Below are 16,794 nucleotides of genomic sequence, written 5' to 3'. Positions count from 1 at the left end.
GGCGTCAGGCTATCGATATTACCGTTTTAAATCTTCCAGGGTCTTTTCCCATCTGCCCAGCACCTCTTCAGCGCTGTGAAGCTGTATACGGACACCTGAAGTCAAATCAGCGTATTTCGCAACGTCCTCCTTCACTGAAACAATGCGGCAGGAAAAACGGTCTCTTTCATATTCGGCATCTTTCAAAGGCGGTAAAGGCGCGCATTCAAGCTTTACATAATAGCTGCTCCCTTCCACCATGCCGTGAACTGTGCTGTTCCTGTGCGAAGGATGTTGGCCGAAGTCATTGTGTTTTTCCACAGAGCGATTCGGATATCAGTTCGGCTCAGCGCGATAATTTCACCTGCACTGATCATAGCGGCATGCGGCCAGCCATCCTCTGATACTGTTTGCAGAACGAAGGCCTCATGCTGCTTCTCATTCAGGCAGCTCCCGTCAAGCAGCTCAAAGAGACGGTCTGACATACTGTTCACGCGGATCAAGCCTTTCGTTCCGGCACCGCCGGAACTTCAATTGCTGTTTCTGTTTCCTTTGGATCAATTTTAAACGCTGGATTGTATTTTTTGGGATTTGTAATGCTTTCCGGTTCACAGGATCTCCATGTAAAAAAGCATGTTTGGCACTGATAAACTTCCCATGCGCCTTCTACAGGCGATTTGCTCATGACTTCTCCCTTTTTTGAGTCGCATCGAGGACATGTATGCATTTCGAACATCCTTTCCTTATTTATTCATTAAATCCATTAGTTTTTGTTCCCATTCTTTCGTTGTTAGCGGAGAATCAAGCGGCTGTGAATAATGGCCTCTTGTTTCCGGCGCAACCGGTGTAGTGGCGTCGAGAATCATTTTGTGAGTGATTCCTGATGGATTGGATCCCGGATCAAGCGGCAGGACAGATAAGTCCGGAATGATGACCGCATCGTGTTTCGGATGCATTTTGGTCGAAAGCGCCCACATGACCTGCGGAAGGTTGAATGGATCGACATCCTCATCAACGACAATGACCATTTTGCAGTAGCCGAGTCCGTGCGGCGTTGTGAGTGCGCGCATGCCGACCGCTTTCGCAAATCCGCCATAGCGGGTTTTTGTGGAAACAATCGCGATTAAACCGTGTGTGTACATGGCGTTCACTGCCACAATTTCGTTCGGGTACGCTTCTTTTAACTGCTGATAAAGCGGCACGCATGTGTTAATGCCAATCATGTAATCGCATTCTGTCCAAGGCATGCCTAAGTATAAATGTTCAAAGATCGGATTGTTTCTGTGATAGACGCGTTTAATTTTGATAATCGGCATGCTGCGTCCGCCGGAATAATGGCCTGTGAATTCACCGAACGGCCCTTCATATTCGCGCTCTCCGGCAATAATCTCACCTTCAAGCACCACTTCAGCACCCCAAGGAACATCAAGATCAGACAGCTTTGATTTGACGATGCGATATGGTTCGCCTTGAATCGCGCCTGCCATTTCGTATTCTGATTGATCATAGAGAAGCGGAGTCGATGCCGCCGTTGTAATGACCGGCTCACAGCCGAGCGCAATGGTGACCGGAAGATTGATGCCGCGTTCTTCAGCTTGGCGCAGATGGATTGCAATATCGTGCTGCGGGACAGGCTGAATGCCGAGGCGGTCTTTTCCTTTGACCTGCATTCTGTAAATGCCGACATTTTGTTTGCCGAAGTTGTCAGGGTCTTCAAGATCACGGGAGATGACACACGCTTTGTCTAAATAGTAGCCTCTATCACCTTGGTTAATTCTGAAAAGAGGCAGTATATCGAACAAATTGATATCTTCTGTGATTTCATTTTCATGAAATGGCGCTGTTTCCTCACGTTTGACCGGCATCGGAAACTGGTCATAACGCTTTGCGAATTCAAAAAACTGTTCTTTTACCGGTGTGTCTTTCGGCATGCCCAGCATCATGGCATGGTTTGGCCAAGAGCCGATGACATTCATCGCAATTTGGGCGTTATGATAGCCGTAAATGTTGTTAAATAAGAGCGCGGGGCTTTTATCGCCAAGATTGCTGGCTGCCCGTGCGGCGGCCCCTAAATCCGGTTCCGGCTTTACCTCTTCATTCACTGTAAGCAGCTGTCCTTCTTTTTCAAGGGCAGCGAGAAATTCTCTGAAATCTTGATAAGCCATGATCAAGCTCCTCCTTTTTGTTTTTCAATCCCATTCCAGCGCTTCGCTTCAGGAAGCCGAATGCCGAATTGGTCCAACGTTCTAAAAACAATATGGTCAACCATTTCCTCTAAGCTGCTCGGCTGATTATAAAATGCCGGCATCGGAGGAAGAATGATTGTACCCATTTTCGTAAGCGCTAGCATATTTTCGAGATGAATTTGGTTCAAAGGCGTCTCTCTCGTTAAGAGGACGAGTTTTTTTCTCTCCTTGAGCATGACATCCGCCGCACGTGTCAGCAGATTATCCGCCATGCCGGTGCGAATGCTTGCGAGAGATTTCATGCTGCACGGCGCAACAATCATTCCATCGGTATCAAACGACCCGCTTGAAATGGCTGCCGCCTGATCCTTATGTGAGTAAGTGTATGTGGCCAGTTGTTCTACTTCTTGTAAGGTATAGCCTGTTTCGTGTTTGATCGTGACGTTTGCCCAAGGAGACACAACGAGATGGGTTTCCACTCCGGCGGCCTTCAGCCACTGCAGCAGCCTGACCCCAAAAATGGCCCCTGTTGCCCCTGTCATTCCGACAACGAGTTTCACTTTGCCCCCTCCTTTACGCTTGAATTCTGCTTTCATTCCAATCATACTCCTGATATATCCATATGAAAAATATCTATTAAATCTATATTTAATACCTAAAAGGTATGATAAGGAGGCGCTTTCTTTTGGATATTCGCCAGCCTCGATACTTCATTACCATTGCCCAAGAACAGAAAATTACGTCCGCAGCCAAAAAGCTTCACATGGCGCAGCCGCCTTTAAGCAGGCAGCTCAAACAGCTGGAGGACGAGCTTGGTGTTGTTCTGTTTGACCGGAACAAGAAAAAACAAATGACTCTTACATATGAAGGAGCTGTTTTTCTAAAAAGAGCAAAAGAGATTCTGCATAGGTTTGAAGATGCAGTCATTGAGGTACAGGAGCTGAAGGAGGAAGTAGCCGGTACACTTGCCGTGGGATCAACGATTTATTGCGCGGCTCTGATGCTTGAAAAAGTAACACAGATCAAAGAGAGATACCCCCATCTCACCTTTAATATTTGGGAAAATGAACCCGCGACGCTGTTAGAGCTGCTGGAAAGCCGGCAAATCGATGCGGCGGTCACGACAACACTGATCAAAAGTGACACAGTACAATTCAAGCAGCTTGATGACATTCCATGTGTGCTCGTGCTTTCAGATGAAGCCGGATATCCGTGCGGAGACACCATTAAGATGGAGGACATTCCTTCATTTCCGCTGATCCTGCTGCGGCCTGTCAACGGAAAAGGCGTCTATAATCAGGTCATGAATGAATTTCATCGTTTGAACCTGGAGCCGCGCATTGTTTGTGAATGCCACGACTCTGCAACTTTGCTCAGCCTCGTGTCATCCGGATTCGGCGCGTCTATTTTGCCTGTCACAATGATTCCCGTTCATATGAGAAATCACGTTCACACCGTCCATATCGAAAATAATCCCTTCATTATGACACCGGCTGTCATGTGGAGAACGGACAGTTATTTGCCTAAACCGGCACAGCAATTTTTGGATTTATTTTAAAAGATTTTGCCTTATGAAAACCAATTACTTGACTCATACTAAAAAAAAGTTATCCTTTAGATTTGTAAGCTATTTTTTTATTTCAATAAAATCAACCAGAAAAGTGGGGAATAAGATGAAAAAAGCATTATTGGCTTTATTCATGGTCGTAAGTATTGCAGCTCTTGCAGCTTGCGGAGCAGGAAATGACAATCAGTCAAAAGATAATGCCAAAGATGGCGATCTTTGGGCTTCAATTAAGAAAAAAGGTGTGCTCACAGTCGGAACGGAAGGAACATATGAGCCGTTCACTTACCACGACAAAGACACTGATAAACTGACTGGCTATGATGTCGAAGTTATCACAGAAGTCGCAAAACGCCTCGGGCTTAAAGTCGACTTTAAGGAAACACAATGGGACAGCATGTTTGCCGGCCTGAATTCCAAACGGTTTGACGTCATTGCCAACCAAGTCGGAAAAACAGATCGTGAAGACAAATATGATTTCTCAGATAAATACACAACATCAAGAGCCGTTGTCGTTACGAAAAAAGACAACAACGATATTAAGTCAGAAGCAGATGTAAAAGGAAAAACATCAGCTCAATCACTGACAAGCAACTACAACAAATTAGCTACAAATGCCGGCGCTAAAGTAGAAGGCGTTGAAGGTATGGCGCAGGCCCTTCAAATGATCCAGCAAGGCCGCGTCGATATGACATACAACGATAAACTTGCCGTATTGAACTACTTAAAAACATCAGGCAACAAAAACGTGAAAATCGCGTTTGAAACAGGCGATCCGCAATCAACATATTTCACGTTCCGCAAAGGAAGCGGCGAGGTTGTTGATCAAGTCAACAAAGCATTAAAAGAAATGAAAGAGGACGGGACTCTTTCTAAAATTTCTAAAAAATGGTTCGGCGAAGATGTTTCTAAATAATCTGCCGGCATTGACGCTTGGCACGGCGATCCCGTGGGATCTGGTGCAGCAGTCATTCTGGCCGATACTTTCAGGGGGAATCTACTATACGATTCCCCTTACGATTCTTTCCTTTATATTCGGAATGATCCTGGCGCTGATTACGGCGCTTGCCAGAATGTCGAAAGTGAGACCTTTGAGATGGGTGTTCAGCGTATACGTATCCGCAATACGCGGCACTCCTCTTCTCGTTCAATTGTTCATCATTTTCTATCTGTTCCCGGCCTTTAACGTCACATTAGATCCATTTCCAAGCGCAGTTATCGCCTTTTCATTAAACGTCGGCGCCTATGCATCTGAAATCATTCGGGCATCTATTTTATCCGTGCCGAAAGGGCAATGGGAAGCCGGCTACACAATTGGCATGACACATCAAAAAACGCTGTTCCGCGTCATTTTGCCGCAGGCGTTTCGTGTGTCGATCCCGCCATTATCCAATACCTTTATCAGCCTGATTAAAGATACATCCCTCGCCTCTCAAATTCTGGTCGCTGAGCTGTTCAGAAAAGCCCAGGAAATCGGCGCGCGGAATCTTGATCAAATTTTAGTGATCTATATTGAAGCAGCCTTTATTTATTGGATTATCTGCTTCCTGCTTTCACTCGTCCAGCATGTCATCGAACGGCGTCTTGACCGCTACGTGGCCAAATAAGGAGGTTCCGAGTATGCTTACCGTTAAAGGATTAAACAAATCATTCGGTGAAAATGAAATTTTAAAAAAGATAGATATGAAGATTGAAAAAGGAAAAGTCATCGCCATACTTGGGCCTTCAGGTTCAGGGAAAACGACGCTGCTCCGCTGCCTGAACGCTCTGGAGATCCCAAATCGCGGAGAGCTTGCATTTGATGATTTCTCCATCGATTTCTCCAAAAAGGTGAAACAGGCGGATATCCTAAAGCTTCGCCGAAAATCCGGAATGGTGTTTCAGGCGTATCACCTGTTCCCGCACCGCACAGCCCTCGAAAACGTGATGGAGGGCCCTGTTCAGGTGCAAAAACGGAACAAAGAGGAAGTCAGAAAAGAAGCGATTCAGCTTCTTGATAGAGTCGGATTGAAGGACAAAATGGATTTATATCCATTCCAGCTTTCCGGCGGACAGCAGCAGCGCGTCGGCATCGCCCGCGCACTGGCGATTCAGCCTGAGCTCATGCTGTTTGACGAACCGACCTCAGCGCTTGATCCCGAGCTTGTCGGAGAGGTGCTGAAGGTTATCAAGGACTTGGCCAATGAAGGCTGGACCATGGTCGTCGTGACCCACGAAATCAAGTTCGCGCAGGAAGTTGCGGATGAAGTCATCTTCATCGACGGCGGCGTTATCGTGGAGCAGGGACCGCCGGAGCAAATTTTCTCCGCACCAAAAGAAGAGCGGACACAGCGGTTCTTGAACCGGATTTTGAACCCGCTGTAATAAGAAAAACAGGGCGTCAGCGCCCTGTTTCAGATTATTGACAAAATCCTAAAACGATTTTCGTTTTAGGATTTTGTCATTTTCAGCGTGATTGAAAACCTTTGAAGTCTAGGAAGGGCGAGCATTGGAGCACATCGAATGTTAAATTCGTGAGCACCGAAGCGCAGGCCTGACAACGAATGCAAGGGTTTGCCAACACGCTGAAACAGGGCGCCGGCGGCGGCCCTGTTTTTTTGTTGAGCCCCTTTCGCCTATTCCGCCCTTCTGTCAGATGTGCTACAATGACAATCGACTGATTTTTACGAAAGAAGGGACCTCACGTGAAGCAAGAACTTGTTCTGCGCTGGACATTTTATTTTGCCGGTTTGATCATTTTGGCTTTTGGTGTATCCCTGACGATAGAAGGAAAAGCACTCGGCATTAGTCCGTGGGATGCATTTCATTACAGCCTGTTTCAGCACTTCGGGCTTACCGTCGGCCAGTGGTCCATCATTATTGGAGCGCTCATCGTCGGATTCACGTCATTGTTTACGAGGGCTTGGCCGAAAATTGGGGCCCTCCTGAATATGGTGCTCATTGGTGTATTTATAGATTTTTTCAATTTCATTCTGCCTGCCCCCTCGACCTACACAGGCTCGATCATCGTCTTCTCTCTCGGCGTGGTGCTAATCGGTTACGGCGTCGGTGTTTATGTATCAGCAGGCCTTGGCGCGGGGCCGCGTGATTCACTGATGATGCTGATTACAGAAAAAACCGGCTGGAATGTGCAATGGGTGCGGAACGGCATGGAAATAACCATTTTGTTTGCGGCATGGGGTATGGGTGGGCCGATCGGTTTTGGCACCATTTTGACCGCCATCCTCACCGGACTCATTCTGCGTTTTTCATTGCCGCAGTCAATCCAGCTGCTGAATTATGCTGTGGCAAGGCGGACAGCCGCTGTGAAAGCATCTCCGCCTGTACACTAAAACAAAGCCGCCTTGGCTTTGTTTTTTTATTTTCTCCTCTATATGAGTCTTGTGGAAGTATGATAGGATGGTTTTGACAATCTTTTGCAGACGGAGGATCTAGAATGAAGATTTACGGAATTTATATGGACCGCCCGCTTTCACAGGAAGAAAATGAACGGTTCATGTCTTTCATATCACCTGAAAAACGGGAGAAATGCCGGAGATTTTATCATAAAGAAGATGCTCACCGCACCCTGCTGGGAGATGTGCTCGTTCGCTCAGTCATAAGCAGGCAGTATCAGTTTGACAAATCCGATATCCGCTTCAGCACGCAGGAATACGGGAAGCCGTGCATCCCTGATCTTCCCGACGCTCATTTCAACATTTCTCACTCCGGCCGCTGGGTCATTTGCGCGTTTGATTCACAGCCGATCGGCATAGATATCGAAAAAACGAAACCGATCAGCCTTGAGATCGCCAAGCGCTTCTTTTCAAAAACAGAGTACAGCGACCTTTTAGCAAAAGACAAGGACGAGCAGACAGACTATTTTTATCATCTATGGTCAATGAAAGAAAGCTTTATCAAACAGGAAGGCAAAGGCTTATCGCTTCCGCTTGATTCCTTTTCAGTGCGCCTGCACCAGGACGGACAAGTATCCATTGAGCTTCCGGACAGCCATTCCCCATGCTATATCAAAACGTATGAGGTCGATCCCGGCTACAAAATGGCTGTATGCGCCGCACACCCTGATTTCCCCGAGGATATCACAATAGTCTCGTACGAAGAGCTTTTATAAATGGCTCATCAACAGCTTGACACCGCGCTCAATATCTTCCGTTTTCACATTGGAAATATTGATTTTTAATAGATTTTCTTTCTGATAATCTGATAAATAATGACGGTCTATCGCCTCAAGGAGAACCCCTTGTTTTTTCAGCCTATGAATCACCCTTGAGGCGGGCAGATCCTGAGGAAGCACCAGGTGGGTGTGCATGCAGGGTGCCTGCCCGCTGGAGAACGTAAAGCGGCCGCTTCCCAGCTGCCTGTGTGTTTGAATGGCTTGATGAAGCTTCAGCGACCGCTCTTTATAAGAATCTCTGATTTTCTCCTTATGCCTGCCGTACATACCGCTTTTCAGGTAAATCTCCAATGCCGCTTGAGAAATCATCGAACAGTCGATGTCGTTCAGCTTTTTGTACGCATAGAACGTGTCAGTCAGCGCTTCGGGCAAAACAGCCGCCCCCACGCGAAGGCCGGGGAACATCATTTTCGAGAAGCTTTTCAAATAGATGACATGTGAGGACAGATCATATGCGTACAGCGGATCTGCCTTTTTATTTTCCTCCAGATCACCGAGGTAATCATCCTCAACGAGATAGACATCATACGCTTCTGCCAGTCTCACAAGCTCCTGTTTATCACGCTCTGACAATGAGTAGCCAAGCGGGTTATGGAAGCGCGGCATCGTATAAAAAAATTTAATCGATTCTGTTTGAAATAACCGCTCAACCTCGGCTATATCAAGTCCCTCTTCCGTTCGTTTCACCCCGATGGCGGGAATCCCAAGCGTCTCAAGCTGTTCGACCATCAAATGGTAGCCCGGCTGTTCAATGGCGATCTTCTCTTTCCCATTTGGGAACGGCATGGCACAAAGCAGAGATAACGCCTGCTGGACACCTGATGTAATGAAAATATGCCGTTCATCCGCAAATACCTGTTGATTGGCCAAGAGCTTTCGGAGTACACGGATGAGTGATGGAAGCCCCTTTGGCGTCCCATAAATAAACAAATCGTTTTTGTATGTATCAATCGCTTTGTTGATACAGTGCTGAAAATCAAGATACGGAAACACATCTGGATCCGGCGCAGATGTGGCAAAGTCGATGGGGCCAGGCTGCCCGCTTTTTGATTTCCCTGTCTTTTTCACAATATAATAGCCGCTTTTCGGAACAGAATAGATAAGGTGGCGCTTTTCCAGCTCCTGCAGCGCGCGGATCACTGTGCTTTTGCTGACTTGGTAGCGGGCGGACATCTGACGGATAGATGGAAGCCTGTCTCCTTCTTGATAGGCGGTGCTTTGCATCATCTCCTCTATCCTCGTTACTAGACTCATATATTTCTCCATGCCTTCTCCCCCTGTTTTGTACCGGTACAGTTCATTGTTTTTCTCATTGTACCGTTCTGACCGCGGCCATACAATAAAGGGAGCGACCGGCGCTGCAATTCAGGTAAAGGAGCCATTCCCATTATGGTTAAACATCAGCAAGCCCCCGCTTATATAGCGGCTATTTTATATTCGTTCATTATCGGTTTATCCTTTCTATTCGTAAAAATCGCACTGCAAACAGCAGAGCCGTTTGATATTTTGGCGCATCGGTTCACCATTGCGTTTGCTGCGGCCACTGTACCGATCTTATTCGGCTGGGTAAAGCTATCAATCCGCGTAAAGGACGTCATTGCCATTTTGCCGCTCGCCCTGCTGTATCCCGCGTTATTTTTCAGCTTTCAGGCATTCGGCCTTGTGTACTCGTCCTCCTCTGAAGCGGGAATTATTCAGGCAGCCATTCCGATTTTCACGATGGTCTTTGCCGCTTATGTTTTAAAGGAACGCCCAACGTGGACGCAAAAGGGATTCACAGTTTTATCCGTTGCCGGCGTCATGTTTATTTTTGTGATGAAAGGCGTTGACGTGGAATCAGCCAGCTTAAAAGGGTCTTTGCTGATCCTTTTGTCCGCTTTGTCTTCAGCGATGTACAATACTGCTGCCAGAAAAATGACGCAGCGGTTCAAGCTGACAGAGCTCACCTACATCATGTCAGCCATCGGCTTTGTCGTCTTCAACGCCATCGCCCTTGTGCGTCACGGAGCGGCGGGAACAGTCGGCACTTATTTTCTGCCGTTCCGGGAGCCCGGCTTCGTTCTCGCCATTGTGTATTTGGGCGTGCTGTCTTCACTTGTCACTTCATTTCTGTCTAACTATACGCTGTCGCGAATTGAGGCGTTTAAAATGAGCGCTTTTAATCATGTATCTACCATTGTGACGATGATTGCAGGAGTTGTGATTCTCAACGAAAGCCTGGCCTGGTATCATCTTGCCGGGGCTGTTTGTATTATGATTGGCGTGGTGGGGAGCAATATCAATCTGGAGAAAAAAACAAAGCGCCCTGGTATGCCTGCAAAAAAATGAGAAATTATGCTAGACTGAAAGGAAAAACATGGTTAGAGGTGTAGGTTTACCGTATGATTCAATATACTAGTGAAAGTATCAATCTTCCAGGAGAAATCGCTTTTAAGGATGTAAGAGAAATCTTTTTTTATCAAATCGCAAAAATATCATGCTTTTACTTTCTGTTGTTTTGCGCCATATTTGCTGCAGTTAACTTCACTAACGGATGGCCCCGTATCATTTATGGCAGTGACGCGCTTAACTTGTTTATGAACAGTATGTTGATTATCGTGATGTCCGTTCTGTTTACACTTCTGCTCCTCCTTCTTCTATATGTGAAGTTTTCCAGAGCATACAAGAAGAACGAACGGATGAAATTGAAAAGAACATATACTCTGAACCAAGAAGGAATTCGTATATGTTCTAAAAAATATGACCTCATTTTCAATTGGGATGAAATCACAGCTGTTTTCGAATATAAAAATATCTTCAGGGTCAATACATCAAGTGGCCAATATATTGCGATCCCAAAACGTTTTTTTCATTCCGAAGTGGAGATGAACAGATTCAAGAAGATTATGCTTAAAAATACCGGAACAAAAAAACTCAAATTTAAAAAGGATCAGCATTGACAGTGCTGATCCTTTTATATTGAATGGTGGGTTTCTTTTGCCTTCTGTTTATCTAAAAACGGCACCAGCTCTATTACAGCCGATAAACCCACAAACACGATGCACACAGCGACAATCAGCAAATAACCATGAGTCATGTCAAAAAACAAACCGCCCGCATACACGCTAAGAGCTCCGGCAACCTGATGGATAAAGAAATTGATGCCTAACAGCGATCCGATCAATCCTGTTTGATAGCTTTCCGAAATTGACGCCGCGGTCAGCGGGATCACGCCTGTGTAACTGAACCCGAATAACAGGATAAACCCGAAGTACCAAAGGTCGCTGTGATGAATTCCGAGAATGGGAATGAGCAGGCAAATGAGGCTGAGCAGCCGAATGAAAAATAAGATGGATAGCATGACGCTTCTGCTCCCGAGGAGATCGGACAGCCAGCCCGCCAATAATCCGCCAATGATGATAAACGCCCCAAACGCGGCCATCATTCCGTTGACATGAGAGACATGCGCATCCTTCAGTATCGGGACGAGGTGAGCATCAATAATTCCCATTGTAAATCCGCAAGTAAACACGCCGAAGTACAGGATATGAATGAGGCGGGATTGCTTCATCACATTCCAAAACCCCCGCCAATCATAAGATTTTTTCACAGACTCCGCTTGCGCATGTGGCGGGTGCTTCATCCCAAAGACGAGGAGCGGCAGCAGAACAGCCGCCATGACGATTCCCAAAATGGTATAGGTACTCTGCCAGCCGGCATGATACGGAGCTGCAGCCCAAATGGGTGAGAGAAGCAGCAGGCCCGCAGAGTTGGCATTGGTCAAAATAGCAAGCGCCAGACCTTTATGCGTGTCAAACCAACGGCTGATGAAATATTGGGTCGTCACGCCGACCGCGCAGGAATACCCGATTCCGCCAAGCACACCGTAAATGGCGGAAAACACATGAACATTCGGTGAATAAGGAAGCACCAAAAAGCTTGCGCTGATGCAGACAGCTCCAAGCGCCATAATTTTTCTGACACTGAAACGGTCGATAAAAAAACCGACAAAAAACTGGACGATGCCGGTTGTGATCATAAAAATGCTGACAGAAACCGAAATCAGCGACCTGTCGGCATGGAAGGCGTCTGCCATTGGCAGCATAAAAAATTGAAAGGAATTTCTGAATGAGTTCATTCCGATGGCGAAAACAAACGTAAACAGCAATACAAACCATTTTATCTTGGGAGACGTGCGCATGTTTCAACCTGCCTTTATTTGAGTATTTCGACTATTATACCATGCAAAAATTGGCATTCAACACAAAAAAAGCGGAACAGCCGAAGCTGTCCGCTTTTGATCACGGTTGAATGATCGGATGCTGATTCAAGATCGCAAAAATCCGTTCTGCGACTTCTTCCGTTTGTGACAGCAGGAACATGTGCCCGCCGTCAAATTGATGGAATGTGATGTCTTTTGCCCATTTCTTCCAGCCTTCCGCATCTCGTATGCATTTTTTATCATCAAGCCCGTTAAAGACATGAACAGGCGACTGGATCTGGGCCAGATCGAAAAGCTCAAATTGTTCAAGAGCCCGGTAATCTGATCGGAAAGAAGGCAGGAAAAAGGACATGACCTCCTTATTTTCAACAAGCTCTGCGGGCATTCCGCCTAATTGGATAATATGATCGAGAAACTGATCATCAGGCAGGTGGGACACTTTCTTCCGCTGAATATGAGGCGGCTGGATTGCAGAAATGATAACCGCCTGCGGAAAGATGCCTTCACGCTCAAGCTTTTGCGCCAGCCTGAAGGTGATCATTCCGCCCATACTGTGTCCGAACAGCACAAACGGCCGATCAGGGCGAAGGTTCAGTTCTTGCTTGTACAAATCCGTCAGCTCTTCGAGATCCTCAATGGCTGACGTTTGATTCGTGCCGTGTCCCGGCGGCTCGGCAGCGAGCATCTCGCACTCCCCCTGCAAAAAAGCATGGAGAGGGCGAAACGACGCCGAATAGCCGCCGGCAAACGGAAAACAGATGAGCTGCGTTTTTTCCGACGCATCAAATGATTTGAAGAGTTTGCTCATTGGCCGTCTCCTCCTTTCATCACTTCATTTATGAAACCGTTACGGTTTGTGTATTAAGAAATTCGAGCAAAATCCCGGCATTCCTATCTAGCGTTTCGCCCTGCAGCATTTCTGCGTGTGTTCCGAAGCCTCTTTTCACACGGTAAGCACCTGTTGTAGCTTCTTCCCATGATGCAAGCCATTCCGGCATGTCAAAATCAGTGCCGGAAGTCAACAGATCAATATCTGCTTTCACCTGGCCTGTGCTGATCAGGCTGACGTAGTATGAGTAAAAGGCATGTGTTTTTTGCTTGAGGCCTTGTTTGACGGCTTCGCTGTTGAGCGCTTCATTGTCCCGATTGACATTCATCAACGCTTCGACATCACTTTCAACCGTGCGTCCGTCCAGATCACTGACACCTTGTTTTTTATAGGAATCCACCATGATGATCCGCTGAACAATACGGCCTTGTTCCTCAAGCTTTTTCGCAGCTTCAAACGCCAGGCTGCATCCCGCTGAATATCCAAACAATGTTAAAGGCCCTTCCGGCTGCAGCTTCTGAATCAAATCCGCATAGCGGTCAAGCCGGTCTTCCTCCTCAATAAAATCAAAGGCGCACAGCTTGTATGACGGCAAGCGGCTGGAGAGATTTTGGTACATAAGGCCATAGCCCAAGACCGGCGGGAATGCGAAAATGATCTGCTCCTGATCCTGATTCATTATCGTTACATCCTGCAAGCCATCAGGGCCCCCGTTTTTCAAATACGCTGAAATGCCGGCGATCGTCGGCGCTTCAAACAAAAGCTTTACTGGAAGATCAATCCCGAGCTCTTTCTTGATGCGGGAAGCGGCGGTCATGGCCTTCAAGGAATGCCCTCCGAGCGCAAAGAAATCGTCATGAATGCCAATTTGCTTTCTGCCGAGAACCTCAGACCATATTTGTGCGATTGTTTCTTCCATCTCGTTCCGCGGTCCGATCCATTCTTCCGCCAGCTGATCCTGATCAGGTTTTGGGAGCAGCCGTTTATTGACTTTCCCGTTCGTCGTTAAAGGAAGCTCATCCAAGAAGGTAAAGGTTTGCGGCACCATGTAAGCAGGAAGCTGTTTTTTCAGGTGCGCCTTCACGTCTTCAGCTGAAAGCTGCGTTCGGTTCACAAGGTAGGCATTGATTGATGCATCGCCAGACTCAGGGCGGTCCGCCACAACGACCGCATCTTTCACACCTGGGTATTCCTGCAGCTGCTTTTCGATTTCTTCAAGCTCAATCCGGTGTCCGCGTATTTTGACCTGGTCGTCAATACGGCCGGCGTATTCAATCGTTCCATCCGGCAGCCAGCGCGCTAAATCCCCTGTGCGGTAAAGCGTTTCTCCCGGCTTGAACGGGTTCTTAATAAACTTTTCCTTCGTGAGGTCAGCACGATTTACATACCCTTTTGACACGCCCATTCCGCTGATGCACAGTTCACCGATCGCCCCGAATGGCTGGAGCTGGCTTTGCTCGTTCAGAATATAAACACTGGCATTGCTGATCGGCTTTCCAATCGGCAATGAGGAGATGGAATCCGGCAGATCATGCACGACGTGAGCTGTCGCAAACACTGTTCCCTCAGTCGGCCCGTAGCAGTTAATCAGCTTGCCCGGCCCCATGACCCGCAGCGCTTTTCTGACGTGAGGCACAGACGCGCGCTCTCCGCCGAATAACACGCAGCGAAGCCCCTTCATCCAATCCTCTCCCGCATCTGTGAGAAGATTAAATAGTGCGGTTGTCGCAAACATGACATTGACATTCTCTTGCAGGATCAGATCTGTGAGCCGTTCTGTATCAAGCAGCGTATGTTCATCTGCGATAATGAGCCGTGCCGCATTCAGCATAGAAGCATAGAAATCAAAGGTAAATGCGTCAAAGGCGTAATTCGAAACAGACAAGAACGTATCCTGATCAGAAAATGCCATGTAGTCTACATGCTTGACCAAACCCTGAATATTGGCATGAGTGGTCATATTGCCCTTTGGCTTTCCGGTTGTGCCGGACGTGTACATGATATATGCCGGATCATTAGGATCAATCGCGGTTGCAGGATCGCTTGCCTGTTCTTCAAACCGTGTTTGATCATCAATGAAGAGCGTTGTGCCTGTATACGGCAGCTCAGCCGCTTGTTCTTTCATCTCCTGATGCGTCAGAAGACAGGCTGCCGCACTGTCAGCCAGCATATACGAGATTCGGTCCTCTGGCAGCTTCGGATCAACCGGCAGATAGGCTGCTCCCGCCTTTAATACACCGAGAATGCCGATCACCAATTCAAGTGAGCGCTTCGTGTACAGCGCTACAACAGAGCCTTTGCCCGCACCGTGTTTTTGCAGCCGGCGTGCAAGGCGGTTCGCTTCCTCATCTAATTCGCGATAAGACAGGGTCTGGCCGGAATACGTAAGCGCAGGTGCATCCGGATTGACGTTCACTGCTTCCTTGAACCAATCCGTCAGAGGCTTTGTTTCATGAGCTTGAGCCGGCGGGTTTAAGCCGATTAGCAAAAATTCTCTCTCCCTGTCGTCAACGAGGTTGATCGTGCTGACAGGCTGATCCGGATTCTGGATGAGCTGCTGAATTGCTGTGAGAAGCTGAGATTTCAAGCGCAGGATAAACGCCTCATCAAACACATTCTCGTTATAAGCAAGCTTAATCAGCATCTCATCTCCCGGGGAAGCCATCAGGTTGAGATCATAATTCGACTTCTCAAAAACATGAACATCCACCATATCAAAGCCGTTTTCACTGCTTTCTTCATTTTTCGCATCCTGAAGCGGATAGTTCTCAAAAACAATGATGTGGTCAATCAGTTTCGGCTGATCGGCCTGGCTTTGGATGTCATAAAGCGGCACATATTGATGCGGCTCAGACTGCAACGCTTGCTCCTGCAGCTGCTTGAGCAAGCCGTTAAATGTGATACCCTCAGACAGCTTCACACGTCTCGGGACAACGTTGATAAACAGCCCGACCATATGTTCAACGCCTTTGATTTCCGCGGGACGCCCTGAAACAACTGTACCGAAGGCCAAATCGCCAGACTGCTGATAGCGGCTGATCAATACGCTCCAGACTGCCTGCAGCGCCGTACTTAAAGTGGTATGCTGCGATTTTGCAAGCTCGGTAAAGGCCTTTGTTTCCGCCTCCGGCAGTGAAAAGAGCAGCTCTTTCGGCTCATAGCCGTCCTTTTGTTTCTTTCTTTGCTCCGCAAACGTCGTTTGTCCTTCAAAGTCCTCTAAATACTCGCGCCAGTAACGCAGTGATGCTTGTTTATCCTGCTTTTCAAGCCACTTGATGTAGTCTTTATACGGTTTGACGGGGGGCAGGCTGTACGGCTTTTGTTCGCGCAGAGCATTGTATACCTTAAATAGATCCTGTACGACGATGCCGAAGCACCATCCGTCCAAAATAATGTGGTGGTAGCTCCACACCCATTCAAAGCTTTCTTCAGCTTTCTTGAAAATGGCTGCCCGCATCGGAATATCCCGCGTCAAATCAAAACCTCTGATCTTATCCTGTTCTTTGTACTCATTGATTTTGGCTGTTTGCTCGCTGCCCGTTAAGTGTGTCAGATCGATTTCTTCTATATGGAACTGCCGTTTTTTCAATACGACTTGGACAGGCCTTTTTACTTTTTCGTGAATGAACACGGTACGAAATACATCGTACCGGTCCATGATCACATTCATGCTTTCTTCAAGACATTTGATATTCAAGCTGCCTTTTACTTTCATCGTGATTTGTTCAAGGTAAAAGCTTTGGCCGGGATTCAGGATGGCATGAAAAAGCATCCCTTCCTGCATCGGCGATAGGTAATACATATCTTGAACCTGATCCTTGCTAAATTGACTCATATGTTTCGCTCCCGCCTTCTGTAATT

General features: G+C 47.2%; 15 protein-coding genes and 1 pseudogene. 8 read left to right on the top strand and 8 right to left on the bottom strand.

Annotated features, from left to right (window positions below):
- Positions 1-18 precede the first annotated feature (18 nt).
- The 4 genes and pseudogenes from NSQ09_RS07935 to NSQ09_RS07920 all read right to left on the bottom strand — a co-directional run bounded on the left by NSQ09_RS07935 (position 19) and on the right by NSQ09_RS07920 (position 2,761).
- A pseudogene (locus tag NSQ09_RS07935) lies at positions 19-482 on the bottom strand (pyridoxamine 5'-phosphate oxidase family protein).
- Positions 479-706 carry a phenolic acid decarboxylase subunit BsdD gene (gene bsdD / locus NSQ09_RS07930; RefSeq protein ID WP_024571634.1) on the bottom strand — a complete coding sequence of 76 codons (228 nt, stop codon included), beginning with the start codon at positions 704-706 and terminating at the stop codon, positions 479-481. Before bsdD ends, NSQ09_RS07935 begins: the two are co-directional and overlap by 4 nt.
- A gap of 16 nt (positions 707-722) precedes the next feature.
- Positions 723-2,144 carry a phenolic acid decarboxylase BsdC gene (gene bsdC / locus NSQ09_RS07925; RefSeq protein WP_341030845.1) on the bottom strand — a complete coding sequence of 474 codons (1,422 nt, stop codon included), beginning with the start codon at positions 2,142-2,144 and terminating at the stop codon, positions 723-725.
- Between the two features lie 2 nt (positions 2,145-2,146).
- A complete protein-coding gene (locus tag NSQ09_RS07920) occupies positions 2,147-2,761 on the bottom strand; it encodes a non-oxidative hydroxyarylic acid decarboxylases subunit B (RefSeq protein ID WP_014478815.1) in 615 nt (204 codons plus the stop codon).
- Positions 2,762-2,850: 89 nt separating this feature from the next.
- Between NSQ09_RS07920 and bsdA the strand changes: the two genes are divergently transcribed.
- The 6 genes from bsdA (at position 2,851) to NSQ09_RS07890 (ending at position 7,840) form a co-directional block, all read left to right on the top strand.
- Positions 2,851-3,723 (top strand): transcriptional regulator BsdA, encoded by an 873-nt coding sequence (bsdA, locus tag NSQ09_RS07915; RefSeq protein ID WP_014478814.1) that lies wholly within the window; start codon positions 2,851-2,853, stop codon positions 3,721-3,723.
- A 115-nt stretch (positions 3,724-3,838) separates the two neighbouring features.
- Complete coding sequence (gene tcyA / locus NSQ09_RS07910) at positions 3,839-4,645, top strand: cystine ABC transporter substrate-binding lipoprotein TcyA (protein WP_014478813.1); 807 nt, start codon at positions 3,839-3,841, stop codon at positions 4,643-4,645.
- Positions 4,632-5,336, top strand: a complete 705-nt coding sequence (gene tcyB, locus NSQ09_RS07905) for a cystine ABC transporter permease TcyB (RefSeq protein WP_003234541.1) — start codon at positions 4,632-4,634, stop codon at positions 5,334-5,336. The genes tcyA and tcyB overlap by 14 nt, the downstream gene beginning before the upstream one ends.
- A 13-nt stretch (positions 5,337-5,349) precedes the next feature.
- Positions 5,350-6,093 carry a cystine ABC transporter ATP-binding protein TcyC gene (gene tcyC, locus NSQ09_RS07900; protein ID WP_144453692.1) on the top strand — a complete coding sequence of 248 codons (744 nt, stop codon included), beginning with the start codon at positions 5,350-5,352 and terminating at the stop codon, positions 6,091-6,093.
- A 320-nt stretch (positions 6,094-6,413) separates the two neighbouring features.
- Complete coding sequence (locus NSQ09_RS07895; protein ID WP_014475783.1) at positions 6,414-7,061, top strand: YczE/YyaS/YitT family protein; 648 nt, start codon at positions 6,414-6,416, stop codon at positions 7,059-7,061.
- 104 nt (positions 7,062-7,165) lie between these two features.
- Positions 7,166-7,840: a 4'-phosphopantetheinyl transferase gene (locus NSQ09_RS07890; RefSeq protein ID WP_017696140.1), complete on the top strand. Its 675-nt coding sequence runs from the start codon at positions 7,166-7,168 to the stop codon at positions 7,838-7,840.
- On the opposite strand, the gene NSQ09_RS07885 is transcribed toward NSQ09_RS07890, so the two are convergent.
- Positions 7,835-9,169 (bottom strand): aminotransferase-like domain-containing protein, encoded by a 1,335-nt coding sequence (locus NSQ09_RS07885; protein WP_095843477.1) that lies wholly within the window; start codon positions 9,167-9,169, stop codon positions 7,835-7,837. The two genes, NSQ09_RS07890 and NSQ09_RS07885, sit on opposite strands and share 6 nt — an antisense overlap.
- 123 nt (positions 9,170-9,292) lie before the next feature.
- Here NSQ09_RS07885 and NSQ09_RS07880 point away from each other — a divergent pair, with 123 nt between their 5' ends.
- Both NSQ09_RS07880 and NSQ09_RS07875 read left to right on the top strand, forming a co-directional pair.
- On the top strand, positions 9,293-10,231 hold the full coding sequence (locus NSQ09_RS07880; RefSeq protein WP_041336873.1) for a DMT family transporter: 939 nt from the start codon (positions 9,293-9,295) through the stop codon (positions 10,229-10,231).
- Between the two features lie 53 nt (positions 10,232-10,284).
- The gene (locus NSQ09_RS07875) at positions 10,285-10,842 is read left to right on the top strand and encodes a YcxB family protein (RefSeq protein ID WP_152425344.1); all 558 of its coding nucleotides are present in this window, start codon (positions 10,285-10,287) and stop codon (positions 10,840-10,842) included.
- A 14-nt stretch (positions 10,843-10,856) separates the two neighbouring features.
- Here NSQ09_RS07875 and NSQ09_RS07870 read toward each other — a convergent pair whose 3' ends face one another.
- From NSQ09_RS07870 to srfAC, 3 genes are all read right to left on the bottom strand, one after another.
- A complete protein-coding gene (locus NSQ09_RS07870; protein WP_152425343.1) occupies positions 10,857-12,083 on the bottom strand; it encodes an MFS transporter in 1,227 nt (408 codons plus the stop codon).
- 100 nt (positions 12,084-12,183) lie between these two features.
- Positions 12,184-12,912 (bottom strand): surfactin biosynthesis thioesterase SrfAD, encoded by a 729-nt coding sequence (gene srfAD / locus NSQ09_RS07865; protein WP_041336879.1) that lies wholly within the window; start codon positions 12,910-12,912, stop codon positions 12,184-12,186.
- 28 nt (positions 12,913-12,940) lie between these two features.
- Positions 12,941-16,768: a surfactin non-ribosomal peptide synthetase SrfAC gene (gene srfAC / locus NSQ09_RS07860; protein ID WP_341030832.1), complete on the bottom strand. Its 3,828-nt coding sequence runs from the start codon at positions 16,766-16,768 to the stop codon at positions 12,941-12,943.
- Positions 16,769-16,794 lie beyond the last annotated feature (26 nt).

Origin of the sequence: Bacillus sp. FSL W8-1202 (assembly GCF_038006165.1) — a bacterium.
GTDB classification, from domain to species: Bacteria; Bacillota; Bacilli; order Bacillales; family Bacillaceae; genus Bacillus; species Bacillus subtilis.
This window is presented reverse-complemented; position numbering and strand designations above follow the sequence as displayed.

Excerpts from the sequence above, each read along its gene's own strand:
- bsdD (WP_024571634.1), bottom strand. The coding sequence starts at position 706 with ATGCATACATGTCCTCGATGCGACTCAAAAAAGGGAGAAGTCATGAGC.
- bsdC (WP_341030845.1), bottom strand. The coding sequence starts at position 2,144 with ATGGCTTATCAAGATTTCAGAGAATTTCTCGCTGCCCTTGAAAAAGAA.
- NSQ09_RS07920 (WP_014478815.1), bottom strand. The coding sequence starts at position 2,761 with ATGAAAGCAGAATTCAAGCGTAAAGGAGGGGGCAAAGTGAAACTCGTT.
- tcyA (WP_014478813.1), top strand. The coding sequence starts at position 3,839 with ATGAAAAAAGCATTATTGGCTTTATTCATGGTCGTAAGTATTGCAGCT.
- tcyB (WP_003234541.1), top strand. The coding sequence starts at position 4,632 with ATGTTTCTAAATAATCTGCCGGCATTGACGCTTGGCACGGCGATCCCG.
- tcyC (WP_144453692.1), top strand. The coding sequence starts at position 5,350 with ATGCTTACCGTTAAAGGATTAAACAAATCATTCGGTGAAAATGAAATT.
- NSQ09_RS07890 (WP_017696140.1), top strand. The coding sequence starts at position 7,166 with ATGAAGATTTACGGAATTTATATGGACCGCCCGCTTTCACAGGAAGAA.
- NSQ09_RS07885 (WP_095843477.1), bottom strand. The coding sequence starts at position 9,169 with ATGGAGAAATATATGAGTCTAGTAACGAGGATAGAGGAGATGATGCAA.
- NSQ09_RS07880 (WP_041336873.1), top strand. The coding sequence starts at position 9,293 with ATGGTTAAACATCAGCAAGCCCCCGCTTATATAGCGGCTATTTTATAT.
- NSQ09_RS07875 (WP_152425344.1), top strand. The coding sequence starts at position 10,285 with ATGATTCAATATACTAGTGAAAGTATCAATCTTCCAGGAGAAATCGCT.
- NSQ09_RS07870 (WP_152425343.1), bottom strand. The coding sequence starts at position 12,083 with ATGCGCACGTCTCCCAAGATAAAATGGTTTGTATTGCTGTTTACGTTT.
- srfAD (WP_041336879.1), bottom strand. The coding sequence starts at position 12,912 with ATGAGCAAACTCTTCAAATCATTTGATGCGTCGGAAAAAACGCAGCTC.
- srfAC (WP_341030832.1), bottom strand. The coding sequence starts at position 16,768 with ATGAGTCAATTTAGCAAGGATCAGGTTCAAGATATGTATTACCTATCG.